Origin of the sequence: Ureibacillus sp. FSL E2-3493, from assembly GCF_038077515.1 — a bacterium.
GTDB classification, from domain to species: Bacteria; Bacillota; Bacilli; order Bacillales_A; family Planococcaceae; genus Ureibacillus; species Ureibacillus halotolerans.
Map to the genome: position 1 here is coordinate 2,552,349 of NZ_JBBOPK010000001.1, position 20,022 is coordinate 2,572,370.

The 20,022-nt window shown below is 35.4% G+C and carries 20 protein-coding genes; 13 read left to right on the top strand and 7 right to left on the bottom strand.

The window, feature by feature from the left end:
• On the top strand, positions 1 to 1,011 hold the full coding sequence (locus MHH69_RS13195) for a cation diffusion facilitator family transporter (RefSeq protein ID WP_122972205.1): 1,011 nt from the start codon (positions 1 to 3) through the stop codon (positions 1,009 to 1,011).
• Between the two features lie 46 nt (positions 1,012 to 1,057).
• On the opposite strand, the gene MHH69_RS13200 is transcribed toward MHH69_RS13195, so the two are convergent.
• The 3 genes from MHH69_RS13200 to pruA all read right to left on the bottom strand — a co-directional run bounded on the left by MHH69_RS13200 (position 1,058) and on the right by pruA (position 5,328).
• Entirely contained in the window at positions 1,058 to 2,221 is a 1,164-nt protein-coding gene (locus MHH69_RS13200) for an iron-containing alcohol dehydrogenase (protein WP_122972204.1), read from the bottom strand.
• A 74-nt stretch (positions 2,222 to 2,295) separates the two neighbouring features.
• Positions 2,296 to 3,540: a Glu/Leu/Phe/Val family dehydrogenase gene (locus MHH69_RS13205; protein WP_122972203.1), complete on the bottom strand. Its 1,245-nt coding sequence runs from the start codon at positions 3,538 to 3,540 to the stop codon at positions 2,296 to 2,298.
• Between the two features lie 240 nt (positions 3,541 to 3,780).
• Complete coding sequence (gene pruA / locus MHH69_RS13210; protein ID WP_341362498.1) at positions 3,781 to 5,328, bottom strand: L-glutamate gamma-semialdehyde dehydrogenase; 1,548 nt, start codon at positions 5,326 to 5,328, stop codon at positions 3,781 to 3,783.
• Between the two features lie 170 nt (positions 5,329 to 5,498).
• Here pruA and MHH69_RS13215 point away from each other — a divergent pair, with 170 nt between their 5' ends.
• Positions 5,499 to 6,806 (top strand): PAS domain S-box protein, encoded by a 1,308-nt coding sequence (locus tag MHH69_RS13215; RefSeq protein WP_122972201.1) that lies wholly within the window; start codon positions 5,499 to 5,501, stop codon positions 6,804 to 6,806.
• 34 nt (positions 6,807 to 6,840) lie between these two features.
• Here MHH69_RS13215 and yugI read toward each other — a convergent pair whose 3' ends face one another.
• Positions 6,841 to 7,212 (bottom strand): S1 domain-containing post-transcriptional regulator GSP13, encoded by a 372-nt coding sequence (gene yugI, locus MHH69_RS13220; RefSeq protein WP_122972200.1) that lies wholly within the window; start codon positions 7,210 to 7,212, stop codon positions 6,841 to 6,843.
• Between the two features lie 233 nt (positions 7,213 to 7,445).
• Between yugI and MHH69_RS13225 the strand changes: the two genes are divergently transcribed.
• On the top strand, positions 7,446 to 7,655 hold the full coding sequence (locus MHH69_RS13225; protein WP_122972199.1) for a helix-turn-helix domain-containing protein: 210 nt from the start codon (positions 7,446 to 7,448) through the stop codon (positions 7,653 to 7,655).
• Positions 7,656 to 7,698: 43 nt separating this feature from the next.
• Here the strand turns inward: MHH69_RS13225 and MHH69_RS13230 are convergent, their stop codons facing one another.
• Complete coding sequence (locus MHH69_RS13230) at positions 7,699 to 7,959, bottom strand: DUF1871 family protein (protein ID WP_174232680.1); 261 nt, start codon at positions 7,957 to 7,959, stop codon at positions 7,699 to 7,701.
• A gap of 65 nt (positions 7,960 to 8,024) precedes the next feature.
• On the opposite strand from MHH69_RS13230, the gene MHH69_RS13235 reads away from it, so the two are divergent.
• Positions 8,025 to 9,215, top strand: coding sequence for a MalY/PatB family protein (locus tag MHH69_RS13235; RefSeq protein WP_338322898.1), 1,191 nt, complete (start codon positions 8,025 to 8,027; stop codon positions 9,213 to 9,215).
• A gap of 286 nt (positions 9,216 to 9,501) precedes the next feature.
• Here the strand turns inward: MHH69_RS13235 and MHH69_RS13240 are convergent, their stop codons facing one another.
• A complete protein-coding gene (locus MHH69_RS13240) occupies positions 9,502 to 10,089 on the bottom strand; it encodes a peptidylprolyl isomerase (protein ID WP_122972195.1) in 588 nt (195 codons plus the stop codon).
• Between the two features lie 219 nt (positions 10,090 to 10,308).
• Between MHH69_RS13240 and MHH69_RS13245 the strand changes: the two genes are divergently transcribed.
• A complete protein-coding gene (locus MHH69_RS13245) occupies positions 10,309 to 11,526 on the top strand; it encodes an MFS transporter (protein WP_122972194.1) in 1,218 nt (405 codons plus the stop codon).
• Between the two features lie 102 nt (positions 11,527 to 11,628).
• Positions 11,629 to 13,479 carry a transglycosylase domain-containing protein gene (locus MHH69_RS13250; protein ID WP_122972193.1) on the top strand — a complete coding sequence of 617 codons (1,851 nt, stop codon included), beginning with the start codon at positions 11,629 to 11,631 and terminating at the stop codon, positions 13,477 to 13,479.
• Positions 13,480 to 13,522: 43 nt separating this feature from the next.
• Here MHH69_RS13250 and MHH69_RS13255 read toward each other — a convergent pair whose 3' ends face one another.
• A complete protein-coding gene (locus MHH69_RS13255; RefSeq protein ID WP_122972192.1) occupies positions 13,523 to 14,080 on the bottom strand; it encodes a DUF5366 family protein in 558 nt (185 codons plus the stop codon).
• Between the two features lie 172 nt (positions 14,081 to 14,252).
• On the opposite strand from MHH69_RS13255, the gene MHH69_RS13260 reads away from it, so the two are divergent.
• Genes MHH69_RS13260 through mnhG form a run of 7 tightly spaced genes read left to right on the top strand, consistent with a single transcriptional unit; the run spans position 14,253 to position 20,020 of the window.
• Positions 14,253 to 16,664, top strand: a complete 2,412-nt coding sequence (locus MHH69_RS13260; RefSeq protein WP_174232679.1) for a Na+/H+ antiporter subunit A — start codon at positions 14,253 to 14,255, stop codon at positions 16,662 to 16,664.
• Complete coding sequence (locus MHH69_RS13265; RefSeq protein WP_122972190.1) at positions 16,661 to 17,083, top strand: Na(+)/H(+) antiporter subunit B; 423 nt, start codon at positions 16,661 to 16,663, stop codon at positions 17,081 to 17,083. The genes MHH69_RS13260 and MHH69_RS13265 overlap by 4 nt, the downstream gene beginning before the upstream one ends.
• Complete coding sequence (locus MHH69_RS13270; protein ID WP_341362499.1) at positions 17,083 to 17,424, top strand: Na(+)/H(+) antiporter subunit C; 342 nt, start codon at positions 17,083 to 17,085, stop codon at positions 17,422 to 17,424. The genes MHH69_RS13265 and MHH69_RS13270 overlap by 1 nt, the downstream gene beginning before the upstream one ends.
• Positions 17,417 to 18,907: a Na+/H+ antiporter subunit D gene (locus MHH69_RS13275; protein ID WP_341362500.1), complete on the top strand. Its 1,491-nt coding sequence runs from the start codon at positions 17,417 to 17,419 to the stop codon at positions 18,905 to 18,907. The genes MHH69_RS13270 and MHH69_RS13275 overlap by 8 nt, the downstream gene beginning before the upstream one ends.
• The gene (locus MHH69_RS13280) at positions 18,908 to 19,387 is read left to right on the top strand and encodes a Na+/H+ antiporter subunit E (RefSeq protein ID WP_122972187.1); all 480 of its coding nucleotides are present in this window, start codon (positions 18,908 to 18,910) and stop codon (positions 19,385 to 19,387) included.
• A complete protein-coding gene (locus MHH69_RS13285; protein WP_122972186.1) occupies positions 19,384 to 19,665 on the top strand; it encodes a Na(+)/H(+) antiporter subunit F1 in 282 nt (93 codons plus the stop codon). The genes MHH69_RS13280 and MHH69_RS13285 overlap by 4 nt, the downstream gene beginning before the upstream one ends.
• Positions 19,649 to 20,020: a monovalent cation/H(+) antiporter subunit G gene (gene mnhG, locus MHH69_RS13290; protein WP_122972185.1), complete on the top strand. Its 372-nt coding sequence runs from the start codon at positions 19,649 to 19,651 to the stop codon at positions 20,018 to 20,020. Before MHH69_RS13285 ends, mnhG begins: the two co-directional genes overlap by 17 nt.
• The last annotated feature ends 2 nt before the right edge of the window (positions 20,021 to 20,022 follow it).

Below are 20,022 nucleotides of genomic sequence, written 5' to 3' on the forward strand. Positions count from 1 at the left end.
ATGGGTGAATTTTTCAAATTATTAAAGGGTGGGAATAAACCATCCCTTGTTGCAGCATTTGTAAACCTTTTTTTAGGAATTATTAAAGGAGTTGCCTATTTCTTTACAGGGAACGTAGCTATGTTTGCCGAGATGATGCATTCATTAGGTGATGCTGCTAACCAATTCTTCGTTTTTGTCGGTTCTGCCCTTTCTAAAAAAGCACCAACTAAACGCTTTCCTAACGGTTTCGGACGTGTTGTAAATTTAGTCTGTTTAGGCGCCGTATTAATCGTCGCAATTCTTTCTTATGAAACAATTAAAGAAGGGTGGCATCACTTTAGACATCCTGCTGAAAATTCTGAAGGAATATTAATCGCATTAGGTGTTTTATTTTTAGGGATTGTATTAGAAGCAGTTGTACTTCATAAAGCTGCAAAAGAAGTATTGCATGAAGTAGGTCAAGAACATGCTGGTTTAATGGCTATTCCAAAATCAATCGCTTATTTAAAACGTGCTAAACCTGCAACAAAGCTTGTGTGGATGGAAGACGCGGTTGCGACTAGCGGAAATGTACTTGCCTTTCTCGCTATTGTAATTGCTTATTATACCGGTTTCCACGCATTAGAAGGTATCGTTTCGATGATTATCGGTGCAATGATGTTCTATGTCGTCGGACGTGTATTTTTAGATAATGCCCGCGGAGCAATTGGCGAAACAGATGAAGAAATGTTTGTTCATATTGGAAATCTTGTGATGGAAGATCCGAATGTAACGGATATTAAAAGACTTGAAGTAGTTAAAGAAGGGGAATTTCTACATGTTGATCTCGTTGCAGAAACAGATCCTAACAAATCATTAGCCTATTTAGATGATGTACGAGATCATTTAGTTGAATTAATTATGAGTCAAAAGGGTGTTTCAAAAGTGACGATTTCCTTCGACGAAGAAGACGGCATTACGGAATGGAAACACCATTTGCAAGAAAAGAAAATTAACAACGCTAATTCAAAAGAAGATCCTTCGAAATAACATAAAGCCCCTTGCACTGAGAATCTTAGTTGCAAGGGGCTTTTCATTATAAAGACATTTCTAAAATAGCTCGGACATCTTCAGCTTGTAACGTTTTAAATCTACCGAATGGACCGTTTACCATCGATTTTTCAACAAGAACGTCTAATTTGGAATCATCAATATCGTAGTCCGCAAGACGACTTGGAGCACCTATCGATGTCCAAAACTCTCGTAATCGTTCAATACCTTCTAATGCCACTTCTTCTGCTGATTTACCTTCTGGATTTACATTAAATACCCGTGTTGCTAAACCTGCAAAACGTTCTGGATTAACCGAAACATTGTGTCGCATCCAGTTCGGGAAAATAATTGCTAGTCCACCACCATGAGGTATATCGTACACAGCAGAGACAGAGTGCTCTATATTATGTGTTGCCCAATCTCCACGGGAACCCATTGATAGGAATCCATTTAACCCTATAGTTCCTGCGAATAAAATCGTTTCGCGCAACTCATAGTTTTCTAGGTCTTCAATTAATTTTGGTGCAGTGTTAATCACTGTACGTAATACCCCTTCACACATCTCATCAGTAATAGGAGTATTCGTTGCATTATGGAAGTATTGCTCAAATACGTGAGACATAATATCGACCATACCATAGACTGTATGATTTTTCGGTACAGTGAATGTATAAGTTGGATCTAAAATAGAAAATTTAGGAAATACCAATGGATGACCCCATCCGTATTTTTCTTGTGTTTCTTCATTTGAGATAACAGAACCAGAATTCATCTCAGAACCAGTTGCCGCAAGTGTTAAAATTGTACCTAAAGGTAGAGCGTCCACTACATTTGTTTTCTTTACAACAATGTTCCATGCATCTTCATCTACTTTAGCGCCAGCAGCTATTAATTTGGAACAATCAATTACTGACCCGCCACCAACAGCTAGTACAAAATCGACGGATTCTTTTTTACAAATTTCTATTCCTTTACGTGCTGTTTCGACTCTAGGGTTAGGTTCCACACCACTAATTTCAAAAACATTCATATTTAATTCATTTAAAATGGTCATTACTTCATCATATAAACCATTTTTCTTAATGCTTCCCCCACCATAAACGACAAGAACGTTATGTCCGTATTGAGGTAATTCTTGTTTCAGTTGTTCGATTTGACCTTTACCGAAATGCAAACGTACTGGATTGTAGAATGTAAAATTGTTCAAAGTAGACTCCCCTTTATTAGAAAAATAAAAAAGCTATGTAAAGAACTGTTCTTTACATAGCCCATTTTATATGATTATACCCATCCACGGAAGCGAGAAGCTTCAGCAGTACGACGAACACCAACCATATATGCTGCTAAACGCATGTTTATATTACGAGTTGTCGCAGTAGTATACACATTTTCAAATGCTTCTACCATTTTTCTGTGTAATTTTTCGCTTACTTCTTCTGCTGTCCAATAGTAACCTTGGTTATTTTGAACCCATTCAAAGTAAGAAACCGTAACACCACCAGCAGATGCTAATACGTCTGGTACTAATAAAATACCACGCTCTGTTAAAATCTTCGTTGCTTCAGCTGTAGTTGGTCCATTGGCAGCCTCTACTACAATACTAGCTTTAATATCATAAGCATTATCTGCAGTAATTTGATTTTCAATGGCTGCAGGAACTAAAATATCACAATCCAATTCCAGTAATTCCTGATTCGTAATCGTATTTTCAAATAAAGTTGTAACAGTTCCAAAACTATCACGACGATCTAATAAATAATCAATATCTAAACCGTTTGGATCGTGTAATGCACCATAAGCATCAGAAATGCCGATTACTTTCGCACCTAAATCACTCATAAATTTCGCTAAGAAACTACCAGCATTACCAAAACCTTGGATAACAATTCTTGCATCTTTAATATCAATTCCACGTTTTTTTGCTGCCTCTTGGATAACGATTGTAACACCTTCAGCCGTTGCACGATCCCGTCCTTGAGAACCACCAAGAACGATTGGTTTACCTGTAATAAAACCAGGTGAGTTAAATTCATCCATTCGGCTATATTCATCCATCATCCACGCCATAATTTGTGCGTTCGTAAATACGTCTGGAGCAGGGATATCTTTTGTAGGTCCTACAATTTGCGAAATCGCACGTACATAACCACGACTTAAACGTTCTAGTTCTCCCATTGACATTTGACGGGGATCACAAATAATACCGCCTTTACCACCGCCATAAGGTAGATCAACAATTCCACACTTTAACGTCATCCACATTGAAAGTGCTTTTACTTCGTCTTCACTAACCATTGGGTGGAATCGTACGCCACCCTTAGTTGGTCCAACTGCATCATTGTGTTGAGCTCGATATGCTGTAAAGACTTTAGTAGTACCATCATCCATTTTCACCGGAATACGAACACGTAACATACGAAGTGGTTCTTTTAAAAGCTCATACATCGATTCTTCATAACCCAGCTTGTTTAACGCTTCCTTAATTACATCTTGTGTTGAAGTAAAAAGATTTAAATTTTCAGCCATCTAGATTCGCCTCTTTAGTAATTATAATGATTTTATATCGCAAACATTGTAACATACTTTAATTGTTATTTGTTTATGAATATCTATACATTTTGTAATCATTTCTTTTTTATTAAATATGGGTCAATTATTATTAATTTAAAAGCATTTTTCATAAGAATATGAGGTTGAATTTTCTTAATGGTATCATACGATAAAAAAGCAGACGCCAAAACGTCTGCTTTTAAGTTTATAAACGAACTAAAGAGTTTCAGAAACCGTTTTTGCTTGCATGTGAAGCTGTAAATAATCTGGGCCACCTGCTTTTGAGTCCGTACCAGACATATTGAATCCACCGAAAGGTTGGTAACCTACTGTTGCTGCTGTACATCCGCGGTTAAAGTAAAGGTTCCCTACATGAAAATCTTCACGAGCTTTTTCTAGGTGGAAACGATTATTTGAAATAACTGCACCAGTTAAGCCATAAACAGTATTGTTTGCAATATCAATTGCTTCATCAAAGTCTTTTGCTTTTGTCATTGCAAGAACTGGACCAAAAATTTCTTCTTGCATAATACGAGCTTGTGGATCTACGTCGCTAAATACAGTTGGGTGAATGAAGTAACCTTTCGAATCATCATAGTTTCCTCCAGCTACTAAACGACCTTCCCCTTTACCAATCTCGATATATTCAGCAATCTTCTTAAACGCACCTGAATCATTAACAGGACCTACAAATGTTTCTTCGTTCGTTGGATCTCCAACGATTAACTCATTCGTTAACTCTACAACACGGTTTAATACTTTTTCGTAAGCTTGGTCACCTACAACTACCGCACGTGAACATGCTGAACATTTTTGACCACTAAAGCCGAATGCACTTGTTACGATAGATTGCGCAGCTAATTCTAAATCTGCATCATCGTCTACTACGATTGTATCTTTACCACCCATTTCAGCGATCACACGTTTAATCCAAATTTGCCCTTCATTTAATACAGACGCACGTTGGTTAATACGTAAACCTACATCGCGAGAACCTGTAAAGCTGATGAAACGAGTACGTGGGTGATCTACTAAGTAATCTCCTACTTCAGCACCTGAACCTGGAATGTAGTTTACAACTCCCGCTGGCATACCTGCTTCTTCAAGGATTTCCATAAATTTATAAGCAATTACTGGCGTTGTAGAAGCTGGTTTTAAAAGAACTGTATTACCTGTTACAGCAGCCGCAATTGTAGTACCTGCCATAATGGCAAATGGGAAATTCCAAGGAGAGATTACAACACCAACCCCAAGCGGAATATAACTGTATTTATTAATTTGTCCTGGATTTTCATTTAACAGTTGACCGTCTTTAATAGCTAACATTTGACGACCATAGTATTCTAAGAAATCGATACCTTCAGCGATGTCACCATCCGCTTGAGCCCATGGTTTACCAGCTTCTTTCGTCAACCAAGCACAAAGTTCGTATTTACGGCGACGAACGATAGCTGCTGCTTTAAATAAAACTTCAGCGCGAACTACAGGATCTACTTTTTTCCAAGTATTAAAAGTAGAATCAGCTACTTGCATTGCTTTTTCAGCTAATTCTTGATTTGCTTTTGAAACAGTACCAACTACTTCCGTTTTATTGGCAGGGTTATATGATGTGATTTTTTGTTCAGTTGTAATTCTTTCCCCACCAATAATTAACGGATAATCTTGTCCAAGTTCACTTTCCACTTTTTTCAAAGCTTCTAAATAAGCTTGTCGATTTGCTTCAACAGAAAAATCAGTTAATGGCTCAGATTTGTACGGAATCATGAAAAGTCCTCCTTTAATAGTTACGCTTAGAGTGCGTGTTTAGCTAGCAATTCATAAGTGCAAAAAATATTTGCACCAACTTAATATTTATATATATAATAATGCAAAAGATTGTTGCGTTTTTCAAGTTATAATTTTTATAAAAATCAAACTATTTGAGGTGAACCCTATTGAAGGTACAACTTAACCAATTGATAAAATTTTATGAATCCGCTATCGAACACGTTTCCGTAGGTATTCATGCGGTAGATCAAAACGGACATACGATTATTTATAATAATAAAATGAAAGAAATTGAAGGCTTTGATATAGAAGATGTTTCTGATCGTTCCATTTTAGAATTATTTGCTTTTAGACAAAACGAAAGTACTTTACTACGCGTCCTCCAAACCGGTATGAAGGAAATGAATGTTAAACAAACTTATTGGAATAAAGATGGCCACGAAATTACAACGATTAATGATACTTACCCTCTTTTGGACGATGGTAAAATTATAGGAGCTATCGAATTTGCCAGAGATATAACTTCTTTAGAAAAACTTGTATATCAGCCATTAAGAAGATATGGTGAACCGTTAACCTTTGAAATTATTACAGCCATATCCGAGCAAATGAAAACAGTTATAGAAAATGCTAAAAAAGCATCCCATGCCAGGATCCCCGTGTTATTAATAGGTGAAAATGGTACAGGTAAAGACTTAATTGCTGAAAGTATCCATTATGAATTAAGCCCACCTAATGATGAATTTATCACCTTATTTAGTAGACGAACTGAACAATCGGTCTTTGAAAAATTAGAAAACTATTTGTCGCAGGATAAAACATACACTTTTTTCTTTGAACGTATTGAATTTTTATCCATTCCTATGCAAAAACAATTGCTCAAATTATTACACAATTTATCAACTGAAAAGCATATGTTTATCGGAAGTATCGGAGACGATCCAATCGATTTAATTAGCGATGGACAATTATTGAAAGATCTTTATTATTATTTTGCATCAATGACGATTTATATTCCTCCGTTAAGTAAACGAAGAGAAGATATTAAACCGTTTGTCGATGATTATTTTAGCCGTCATCGTGAACGATTTGCTTCTAATATTAAAGGATTATCTCCAGACGTGATGAACTTATTCCAGCAATATGATTGGCCAGGAAATTTAAAGGAACTTGAATTACTTTTAGATGAGATCGCTTCTATGATTACAAACGAAAAAATAGTTACGTATGAAATGTTACCATTACATTTCCGTTTTAAAGTTCAACAACTGGACGATAAAACTCGAAATCCTAACTTTTTTATTGTACATTCCAATAAAGAACTATTACCGTTAGACGATTATTTACGAGAGGCAGAAAATTATTATTTGCAAAACGTCTTAAATATGTACGAAGGGAATATTACGAAAACAGCTAACGCCCTTGGAATGAGCAGACAAAACTTGCAGTATCGCCTTAGAAAGCTAAAAAAATAAGACAGAGGGAAATCACACCTTCCCTCTGTCTTATTTATTGTCCTGATTGTTCAATCCAATGTTGTAACTTTTCTTTTAACGATTTAAAACCATTCGCATCGTTTTCATCTACCCGGTCTTGTAAAGATTTTCGTGGTTGTTCCTTCTTCTTTTGAGGAGGGGCTTCTTGTAACGCACGAGTTGATAAACTTATTTTGTCCGAGTTCTCGTCAATATCTAAAATTTTAACTTGGATTGCTTCTCCTACTTTTAAAAAATCTGCAACGTCCTTTACATACCCATATGTTATCTCTGAAATATGAACGAGACCTTGTGTTTGTTCATCTAGTGCGACAAACGCCCCGTAAGGTTGAATTCCAGTTACCTTACCGGTTACTACTTCACCTACTTCGTATTTTTTTGCCATAAAGCAGTCCTACTTTCTTTATCTACGTAAATGTCATGTTAAATTATAACATATGTATAAAGAGGGAACAAAGAATCTCCCTAACCCACTGAATATTAATTATTTGAAGAAAAGTTTAAAAAAATGAACCGATTGTAAATTTCATATTTCAGACAAAATATTCTCATAATTTAGAAGAAAAAATAATTATAATATAGAATACCAGTTTAAATTGGAAAGGAAGTGCTTTAAAAGTGAAACAAAAATTTCATGAACAATTAAAATTTTTACGTGAAGAACGAAATTTAACCCTCGATGAGTTATCGAAATTAACTCAAGTTGGCGTTGAAAAATTAGCACTTTATGAAAAAGGAGAACTTATTCCTTCAGTACAAACTATTTTAAAACTTTCAACTGTATTAGAAGTTCCTGCTTCAAATTTAACAGACGGCATACAAGCATAAAAAAAGGATTTCCTTTCAACTATAAAGGAAGTCCTTTTTCTTTTTATACGATACATTTTGCTTCAAATTTAATCGCAATTAATTTATAAGAAATCGCAACACAATTTTCAAAAGGTATCCATTGCTCAAAAGAATGCTCATATACAGTTTGAATTACTTTTGCCAGTTGACTAGGGTCATCAATTCCTTGAAGGGCAGCTACAACATCCGCTGCTTCTGTGTCATAGTTGTCACTACCAATATGAAATGGATCCCATTGTTTTAATAATTCAATGGCTGATTTATTCATTAATATATTTTCCAAAGTTTTCACCCTAAATTTACAATTTACTATGCTATTATATAATACATAATTAAAAAAAGAAATGAGTGATAACTTTGTTTAATTTTGATGAGCTCTATGATCGTAAAAACACGAATAGTCTTAAGTGGGACCAATTTAAGGACCGTCTAAAACTCACTTATAATGTGGAAGACGCTTCTGATATACTGCCAATGTGGGTTGCAGATATGGACTTTGCTATTCCTCAAGTAATCTCAGATGCTATTAAAGCGCGGCTAGACCACCCTATTTTTGGGTATTCCTATGTTAGTGATGCTTGTAAAGAGGCAATACAGGGTTGGTTTGAGCGTCGTCACAATTGGCACATTGACACGAATTCACTTATGTTCCATCAAGGGGTCGTACCTGCCCTTGCAACCATTCTTGAAACATTTACAGAGGCTGGGGATAAAATTTGTATTTCTACACCCGTTTATCCTGCCTTTTTCAACATCCCAAAAGCTCAACAACTCGAAGTAATTGAGTGTGAGTTAAATGTAACGGACAATACTTTTACTTATGATTTTAATCGCCTTGAAGAACAGTTTAAATTAGGAGTTAAAGTTTACATTCTATGCAGTCCACATAACCCAGGTGGTGTTGTTTGGTCAAAAGAAGAATTAGAAAAACTTGTACAACTTTGTATTAAATATGATGTATTACTTATTTCAGATGAAATTCATGCGGATATTGTATTTGAAGGATATCGACACGTTCCAACTTTAACTGTAAAGGATGCAGATAAAGCAAAAATTATTACTTGTATCGCTCCAACAAAAACCTTTAATATCGCTGGAATTCATGCTGCGATTATGGTTGTCCCAAATAAAGAGTTGCGTTTAAAACTTATGAAAGATAAGGAAGCTCATGGCCGTGACGATTTAAACTTACTAGCTGCTGCGGCTGTACAAGCAGCATATGAAAAGGGCGACGAATGGGTCGACGCAATGATTTCTTATGTATCGAACAATATGGATTATGTTGTGGAAGAGTTAAATAAAATCGACGGGATTAAAGTAACAAAACCTCAATCCACGTACCTAATTTGGATTGATTATCGTGATACAGGTTTAACGGAAAGTGAAATGATGCATCGTCTTCTTGAAAAAGGAAAATTAGCGATTGAACCTGGTACAAAATATAGTGAAGCAGGTAGAGGTTATTTACGAATGAACGTCGCTTGTTCCATGGAAACAGTAAAAGATGGAGTAGAACGGTTTAAGAAAGCTTTATTATAAAGTTCATAAAAGGGCAACCAACAACGGTTGCCCTTTTTTCATTACTTTTCTACTTTAGATTGTATGTTTTGTTGGCGCTCGCTTAAAATTCGCTGTTCCAAATCCTTTGTTTTTTGTTCTTGCTTTTTAGACAAACGTTTAAACCACATGAAGGCCAAAAAACATAGGATGACTAAAAATACCATTTCTATTGCGGCTGGGATGTATGAACTTTTATCCTCTGGGAAATATAAAAATCCTAGGATAACGAATCGATCCATTTTGTTGTCACACTTCTTTCATTGTATTATTCGACTACTGTAATCGATTCAATTTTAACATCTTCAAGCGGTTTGTCGCGCATATCTTTGTCAACGTTCGCAATTTTGTCAACAACGTCCATGCCTTCAACTACATGTCCAAATACAGTATGTTTGAAATCTAACCAAGGTGTTCCACCTTCGTTGGCATATGCTTCAATAATTTCTTTTGGATATCCAGCTTGCTCCATTTGTTGAATCATATTGTTCGGTGTATGTTGCATTTGAACGATAAAGAATTGGGAACCATTTGTGTTTGGACCTGCATTGGCCATTGAAAGGGCTCCTCGTAAGTTGAACAACTGTTCATTAAATTCATCTTCGAAAGAATTGCCCCAGATAGATTCACCACCCATCCCTGTTCCAGTTGGGTCACCACCTTGAATCATAAAATCTGAAATTACTCGGTGGAAAATGATACCATTATAATATCCGGATTTTGCGTGTCCTAAAAAGTTTTCTACCGTTTTTGGTGCATGTTCAGGGAAAAGTTTTATTTTGATTGAACCTAAAGTAGTATTCATTTCAACTAAAACTTCACCTGGGTTTAATTCTTTCGTTAATTGTGGAAACATGAAAAGTCTCTCCTTTTACAATAAAATATGTTCGATTTAGGTATTCCTTTATATAAATAAAAATCATTTAATACCTCGTACAGTTTATCATAGAACGTTTAAATTTTCCGCTAATATCCTTTTTGCCCTTTCTTCGGTTTCCGAAATACGTTATACTTGACAAAACATCAATTTCACGAAACAAATGATGGAGAATTATTAGGAAGAAAGTGAACAGAAATGTCGAACCGAAAACATAATTTTATCATTATTTTAATATCTAATTTTATCGTCGCGGGCTCCATGACGATGATTATGCCCTTTTTATCTCTCTATATAAATACTTTTGGAGATTTTTCAGAGAGCTATGTACAAAAATGGGCAGGATTAATTTTTGGCGCAACCTTTATAACCGCCTTTATTATGTCTCCAATTTGGGGACGTATTGCTGATAAATACGGTTATAAACCGATTATGATTATGAACTGCTTTGGTATTGCCCTAAGCATCTTTTTAATGGGTTACGTAACAAACGTAATTCAATTTTTTATTTTACGAATTATTATGGGATTAGTTACTGGATTTATCCCTACTTCTACTGCCTTCATTAGTAAACATACACCGAAAAATATTGCTGGCAAAACCTTAGGTACCCTACAAATTGGTAGCGTTGGCGGTTCTTTATTTGGACCGGTAATCGGCGGTACTATAGCGGATGCAGTCGGCTTTAATTACACGTTTATTTTCACTTCCATCGCCATTACGATTGCTGCCATTATTATCATTTTTGGCATTCATGAGCCTGAAATGATTCGAAAAGAAAAAAGTAATCTTTATTCAAGAAAAAATATTCTTTGGGCGATTTTCCACCACCCACTTATATTAAGCATAATGTTCGTTACTGCCTTAATTCAAATAGGGAATTTTAGTATCCAACCATTATTATCATTATACGTTTCCCATTTAACTACATCCGAACAAGTAGCCCTTTTATCTGGTATCACCTTTAGTGCTGCTGGGGTCGGGAATATTTTAATTGGACGATTTTTTGGTCGTTTAGGCGATTCAATTGGCTACGAAAAAGTATTAAAAGTATTACTACTAGTTAGTGTCCTATGTATTATCCCACAGGCCTTTGTCACTTCCCTATGGCAATTAATCGTACTGAGATTTTTATTAGGTATGTTCTCCGGTGGCCTTATTCCGATTACAACAGCTATTATTCGCCGGGAATCACCGATTGAAGTACAAGGAGAAATTATGGGATATAATCAAAGTTTCCGATTTTTAGGAAATGTCATTGGCCCGGTATTAGGTGGTTTTATAAGTGGGCTAGCGACTATTTCTACTGTCTTTTATTCCACTGGCTTCCTATTTTTCATTGCAGCGATTGTGGTCATTATCATACAAAGGTATCCAAAAAAATATTTAGATGATCTATTAAAAAGCCATGCATAATTTCGATTATTAATTTGGAGGGGAATCTATTAGAATCCTCTCCTTTTCTTTTTGAATATATGATATTCTTCTGTTAGGAAATATTTGGGGAGGACGAATTATATGAAACAAGTAGTAGGCTATATGATTACATTTTGTTGTTTCTCTCTTCTTTTGCTACTTGTGAACGAAATAACGGATGAAATGTCAGTAGCCCAAACCCATCAGGAGCAAATCGAAAGCGAAATTAAGCTCCCTACCATTGAAAAACAATTACCTGTAACAATGGTTGACCGAAATGGATTTGTATTTAATGAGGAATATACTGAGTGGAGACAGCCTATTCCATTAAAGGAAGTACCTGAAATCATTAAACAAATCTATTTACTAAGTGAAGATAAAGAATTTTATAACCATGTTGGATTCAATTTAGGAGCCATTACAAGGGCGGTGGTTGTCAATTCCTCCCAAGATTCCATGGAACAAGGTGGTAGTACAATAACGCAACAGCTTGTCCGACTACGTTATTTATCAGAGGAAAAAACCTATTCCCGTAAAATTACCGAGCTTTTTTATGCCTATGAGCTGGAACAGCAGTATGACAAAGATGAAATTTTTGAAATGTATTTGAATGAAATGTTTTTCGGTAATCAAGTATATGGCATTGGTGCTGCGAGCAGTTTTTATTTTCAAAAACCATTAGCTGAACTTTCCATCGCTGAAATGGCCTTTATAGCCGCAATTCCAAATAACCCTTCTTTATATAATCCATTGAACCATTTTGAAAATACAAAAAAGCGGCAAGAACGATTGCTTGATATTTTAGCCGAAAATAATGTGATTACAAAAGAAGAAGCCAATACATATAAACAAGAAAAAATTGTTTTAAATACAAAGGAAAAAATTCAAAAAAACCCTGCCTATAGTACGTATGTTTTAGCTGAATTAAAGGATTTAGTTGCAATAACTGAAGGCTATGAGCAATTGCTCAAAGAGTCAAAATCAGAAGAAGAAAAACAAAAAATTAACGAGCAAATTGACGAAAAAGTCAACCAATTACTTCAATCGGGGATCATCATTCATACAGCCCTTGATTCGAAAAAACAATTACAAGATGAACGAGCTATTAATAAAATTTTAGGAAACGGTAGCTTACAAAGTAGTGCCGTTGTCATCGACAATCAAACAAGGGAAATTGTTAGTCTATATGCAGGGAAGGATTATAAGAAATTTGATTTTCATAGAGCTTATCAAGGATTCCGCCAGCCCGGTTCCTCTTTCAAACCATTAGTCGTCTATGCACCTCTATTTGAGACAACGGATTATACACCAAAATCCATTGTAAGTGGTGGAAAATATTGTGTTGCAGACTTTTGTCCTGACAACTATGATGGAAAAGTTTATGGGAATGTTTCGATTTCTACGGCATTTAAGTATAGTTACAATACATCCGCGCTACGGCTGTTAGATACAATTGGTCTCAATACTGCCTTTCAATATATTGAGAAGTTCCACTTTCAATCCCTCGTTCCTGAAGACAAATCCTATGCTGCAGGACTAGGTGGGTTATCCTACGGTGTGACGACTCTTGAATTGGCAGATGCATATACTAGTTTTATAGATGGAACTTATGTAAGAGCAAAAAGTATTCGCCAAGTGACCGATCTAGAAGGCAACGTTCTTTATAGTTGGCCAACTAAAAAGGAAACAATTTGGTCTAACAAAACAGTCACATATATACGTTCATTATTAAAGGATGTTGTAACTAGTGGGACAGGAAGAGGAATAACAATAACTTCTTCCTATATCGGAGCAAAAACCGGCACAACAAATGACTATAAAGACTTTTGGTTAGCAGGATTGACAGATCAATACACAGCAGCTGTTTGGATTGGTTATGATAATCCGAAGTCTATGCAATCATTACAAGACGATAAAATCCATTTTAAAATTTTTAATACGATTATGAATTAAATAAAAGAAAGGAGGGATCTTTTTAAAGGTTCCTCCTTTCTTGTTAAATAGGTAAACTCGCTAATAAGCCATTATATAATTTTAATCCGACATACACGATAAGCGTAATTAAAATGGTCCAAATAATAATTTCAAAGATGATGAGACCAATTGTACCTGACAAGGTAAGAAATTGGCTCATTTTATAAATATTAAAAATAAAATAACTTAAAATCGTTAAAGTAAATAAAATGAGCAATATTGTGAACGATTGTACCCCTAAAACTGTTGATAGAGCACCAAAGAAGAAAATAACATAGCCGCCTCTAGCGACACTTATCATTTCTCCATTGCTATTTTTTGAAAACAGAAGCATTCCTACCTCATGAATCGTTTCACCAATTAGTTTTAATGCGGAAAAAAGCATAAAAAAACATAAGGTAAATGCAATTAATAAGAATATACGCAACTCAAAATCCGTTAAAAATTCCCGCATTCCTGCGTATATACCAATCGATACTAATAAGTCTATCGATTGTCCTACCATATAAATGCCAAAGGTTAAACTAAACAGAATAATTGAAAACAATGGTAAATATCCGTATATGTATGGGTTTTTCATTTTTATGTCCTCGATCCTTTTATCTACTGTATATATTATCGAAAATAACTGAATATTATCAAGTATAGGTTTTATCGAGTAAGATGAAATCTTTACTTTTAGATGTTACAATATGAACTATCCGAGAATTTTTTATGTTTTTTTAGCTTCAATTTTTGAAAGGAGGATTATTTTGTTTCAAGTATTTTGTATTTTTATACCGATACTAGCCGCCCTTTTTATGCCTTTCTTTTTTAAGAAAGTACGTCCTATACATACTGGTTGGTTTGTTTTAATTGTACCTGTTTTTTTAGTAACCTTTTATGCGATTTACGTTCCAATTATCGCAGATGGTGATACGGTTATATCCGAATTCGATTGGATCCCATCCCTCGGAATTTCCTTTGTATCCTATCTAGATGGGTTGAGTCTATTATTCTCAATCCTTATTTCAGGAATTGGCGCCCTTGTCGTGTTATATTCCATTTTTTATTTAGATCGTTCGAAAGAGCAGCTACATAATTTTTATATTTATTTATTAATGTTTATGTCGGCTATGCTCGGAGTCGTTCAATCAGACAATACAATTACTCTTTACTTATTTTGGGAGTTAACATCGATTTCTTCCTTTTTATTAATTGGCTATTGGTTCCATCGAGATAAATCTCGTTTCGGCGCACTAAAATCAATGATGATAACGGTTGCAGGCGGTATGATGATGCTAGGTGGATTTGTTTTACTATCCATCATAGGAAATACATTCTCGATTCGAGAATTGATCAACCAAGCACCAGAATTGGCCACAAATGATTTTTTCGTACTTGCCCTTATATTAATTTTACTAGGAGCATTTACTAAATCTGCCCAATTCCCATTTTATATTTGGTTGCCAGATGCAATGGAAGCGCCAACACCAGTTAGTGCTTACCTACACTCTGCAACAATGGTTAAAGCAGGGATTTATCTTGTAGCAAGATTTACTCCGATATTCGCCCAATCAGAAATATGGATTTGGTTAGTAGCTGGTATTGGATTACTCACTTTATTCTGGGGATCTTTCTTTGCGGTGAAACAAACAGACTTAAAAGGGATTCTTGCTTTCTCAACAGTTAGCCAACTTGGACTTATTATGTCCCTTTTAGGTGTTGGAGCGATTAGTTATCATGTGAACGGTGCGGAAGATACTGTATTTAAATATGCAGCCTTCGCAGCAATCTTTCATTTAATTAACCATGCTACATTTAAAGGCAGTTTGTTCATGATTGCCGGTATTGTAGATCATGAAACAGGTACTCGTGATATCCGAAGACTTGGTGGATTAATGAGCTTAATGCCTATAAGTTTTTCCGTTGCACTCATCGGAAGCTTCTCAATGGCTGGTTTACCACCGTTCAACGGCTTCTTGAGTAAAGAAATGTTCTTTACTGCTATGCTATCGATCACTCAGTTTGATTTGTTTAATTTCTCAACATGGAGCATATTGTTCCCAATTATTGCTTGGATCGCAAGTGTATTTACTTTTATTTATAGTTTCTACTTTGTCTTTAGAACCTTTACAGGAAAACTGAAGGTGGATCAATTACCTAAGAAGCCTCATGAGGCACCAATTGGGATGTTAATATCTCCACTTATTTTAGCGGCATTAGTGATTACGATATTCTTTATTCCAAATTTAGTAGCGGATACATTTGTAAAACCAGCCGTTATGGCGATTCAACCATACTTATATAGCAGTCCAGAGGAAGTAAATATCCACGTAACTGCTTGGCACGGGATTGAGTCACCAGAATTATGGATGACCGTTGGTGTCGTTATCCTTGGGTTATTACTGTTCTTAAGCCTTTCTAAATGGCAAAAGATGTATAATGCGTTACCTACTAAATTAACTTTAAATAATTTATATGATTTTATTATTTATGATCTTTGTGACCAATGGATTGGCCGATTTTCTGGTTTATATATGACAGGATCCATTCGTCGTTATTTAAGCATTATGCTTAGTAGCATGGCCATTATCGTCATCGGCACATTATTTATAAAAGATGCTTTTAAACTATCTTTCGAAGAAGCATCCACGATTCATGTGTATCAAATCATTTTAATTATTGTTTTAGTGATAGGTACAATAACAACGGTTTTCGCCAAATCAAGAATTACTTCCATCGTTGCATTAGGAGCGGTTGGATATACAGTTTCGTTATTCTTTGTTGTGTATAATGCACCAGATTTAGCCCTAACTCAACTTGTAATTGAAACTATTTCAGTTGCGTTATTCCTGTTGGCGTTCTATCATTTACCGAAATTTAAAAAAGAAGAGGAGCGCACACGTTTCAGATTTAGTAAAGCGTTCGTTTCCGTTGCAGTAGGTGCAATGGTTACTTTAGTTGCCCTATCTTCCCACTCGCAAAAACTGTTCCCTTCCATTTCCGAGTATTACAAAGAAACAGTGTACTCACTAGCAGGTGGAGGAAATATTGTAAACGTTATACTTGTTGACTATCGTGGTTTTGATACTTTATTTGAAATCGCCGTGTTGGCAATTGCAGGTATAGCAATTTACGCAATGATAAAATTAAGATTGAGCAGAAAGGAGAAAAAACTATGAAAACTAACGATGTTATAATGCAGTTTACTGCGAAAATTGTCTTTTTCATTATTTTCTTCTATGCTGTTCACATTTTCTTTGCAGGACATTATACACCTGGCGGAGGATTTGTAGGAGGTTTAGTAACATCAAGTGCGATTGTTCTACTAATTATTGCCTTTGATTTAAAAACCGTTCAATCCATTATCCCCATCAATTATATTTATTTAGTTGGGACTGGATTGATTCTCGCCTTAGGTACGGCTGCGTTTTCTATGTTTGTGGATAAACCATTTTTCACGCATTTCTTTGATTATTTCCACTTACCGATTCTAGGAAAAACATCCCTTCATACAGCAGCATTGTTTGATTTAGGGGTATATTTGGTTGTTGTTGGTGTGACGATGACCATTATTCAAACGATTGGGGAGGATGAATAATGGAAGTAGTAATGGCTTTTGTATGCGGCTTATTATTTATGGCCGCCATTTACTTAATACTATCTAAAAGTCTTCTTCGTATTATTATTGGAACAGGTTTACTTAGTCACGGTGCCCATCTACTCATCTTAACTATGGGGGGCTTTAAAGGCAGTGCACCACCCGTTTTAAGTGATGGTATTACAGACTTTGTTGATCCTCTTCCACAGGCGTTAATTTTAACAGCTATCGTTATTAGCTTTGGCGTAACAGCATTCTTTTTAGTTCTTGCTTATCGTGCATATCAAGAAATTAAAACGGATGACATGACGTTAATGAAAGGAAGTGAAGACAATGAATAACTTTCTTTTATTACCAGTCATTATTCCATTTTTCTTCGGTATGTTATTAATATTTGGGCAAAAGAAATTAGCTTATCAACGAATAACGACATTGTTAGGACTTCTTCTTTCCATCCTTTGTGCATTTGGTTTAGTCGCCAATGTGTATGAAAATGGTCCACAAACCGTTACTCTTGGTAATTGGCCAGCACCATTTGGGATTACAATGGTATCCGATATGGTCTCTGCCTTACTCGTACTAACTACTTTAATTTTGACGTTCTTTATCGTATGGTACGGGTTTGAATCCATTGGAAAAGAACGTGAACAGTTTTTCTATTACCCCGCAGTCATGTTTATCATCGTGGGTGTCAATGGTGCTTTTACAACAGGGGATATATTTAACCTTTTTGTATTCTTTGAAGTGTTATTAATGGCTTCGTACCTTTTAATTGTCCTTGGAGGAGAAAAAGCACAGTTACAAGAATCGATTAAATACATACTAGTGAATGTTATTTCATCAGCATTCTTTGTTATAACCGTTGCTTTTCTTTATTCAGTAGTAGGAACACTTAATATGGCGGATATTTCCCAGAAAATCGCTGAAATTAATCAACCAGGAATTTTAACCGTCATTGCTGTACTGTTTTTATTAGTATTCGGTATGAAAGCGGCCATTTTCCCACTTTATTTTTGGTTACCTGGCGCATATTCTGCACCACCCATTCCTGTATTGGCTTTATTTGGTGCATTGCTTACAAAAGTCGGTGTATATGCTATTACACGTACATATACGTTATTTTTTACGCAAGAATTTGCTTACACCCATGAATTACTATTAATATTATCGATTCTTACAATCGTTGCTGGATGTATCGGTGCCCTTGCCCACTTTGATGTAAAACAAATTATTATCTACAACATTGTAATTGCAGTTGGGGTCATCTTATTTGGTGTAGCACAAATGAATGAAGCTGGTCTAGAAGGAGCTATGTTCTATTTAATCCATGACATGATCATTAAGGCAGCTTTATTTATGCTCATTGGTATCGTCATTTATGTAACAGGTACAACTAACTTACGAAAAATGGGCGGACTTATGAAGACATACCCAGCATTAGGTTGGTTTTACTTGATTGCAGCCCTCAGTTTGGCTGGGGTTCCTCCTTTAAGTGGATTTATTGGAAAATTACTGATCGTCCAAGGTGGATTTGAGGCGGGGAATATATGGACTAGCGTTTTCATCCTAGCTTCTAGTATTGTTGTTCTCCTATCTGTTATGCGTATTTTCATTTATGCCTTCTGGGGAGAACAAGGACAACTTGCAACTCATGTTGAGAAAAAGAAATATAATCGTCTCTTTTTCCCTACCATGTTGTTAGTGATCGTTTCCATTTTTTACGGAATCGGTACAGAATGGTTAACTCCATTTATTAAACAAGCAGCAAATGTTTTAATGGATCCTTCCATTTATATTGATGCGGTTATGAAAGGAGGAGAATAAATGTCCTTTCAAATTTTGTTAAATTTATTTTTAGCCTTTTTATGGATGTTTTTATCCTCTAACTATTCATTATCGAGATTTATAATTGGTTATTTATTAGGACTTCTCGTTATTATTGCATTACGGAAATTCTTTAAAACTAATCTTTATATTGATCGAGTATGGGCTGTCATTAAATTAATTGTTTTATTTATTAAAGAATTAATTTTAGCAAACGTTTCCGTATTAACCCTTGTTATTAAACCGAAGCTCGCTTTAAAACCAGCCATTTTTAAGTACAATACACAGTTAACGGAGGATTGGGAGATTACTCTATTATCAAGTTTAATCACTTTAACTCCAGGGACTGTTGTTGTCCATGTGTCCGATGATTCTAAATCATTATTTATCCATGTGATTGATAGTAATGATATAGATGAAACAATTGATTCCATTAAATATTCTTTTGAAAAAGCCATTTTGGAGGTGAGCCGTTCATGACATACTTTTTTTGGGGAGCAACCATCGTCGTCGTTTTATCGATTGTTGCCCTTCTCTACCGTCTTGTAAAAGGCCCAAATCCTTCTGACCGAGTTGTTGCATTGGATGCTATAGGTGTGGCACTCATTTGTTTAGTTGGACTCTTTTCCATCGTGTTCGATACGAGTTTCTTTTTAGAGATTATATTATTATTGGCGATTTTATCTTTCATCGGAACAATTGCCTTCTCTAAATTTATAGAGAAAGGAGATATTATTACCCGTGACAATTCTCGCTAATATCTTGATCGTATTTTTTATAGTAGCTGGTCTAGTATTTATCGTTGTATCAGCTATCGGTTTATTTCGCTTACCCGATCTTTATACACGAACACACGCTGCTTCTAAAAGCTCAACCCTCGGCGTTATGTGTATTTTAATCGGTGTATTCTTACACTTTTGGTTAATTAAAGATCATTTTAATCCGTCCATTCTTTTAGGGGTATTATTCCTTTTTATAACAGGCCCTGTGGGAGGACATATAATGAGTCGCTCTTCCTATATCGCCGGAATCAAACCATGGTCCGGAACGGTACGAGATGACTTAAAAGATGAAATTGAACGAATGAAAAAAGAACAAAATATTAAGGAATAGGC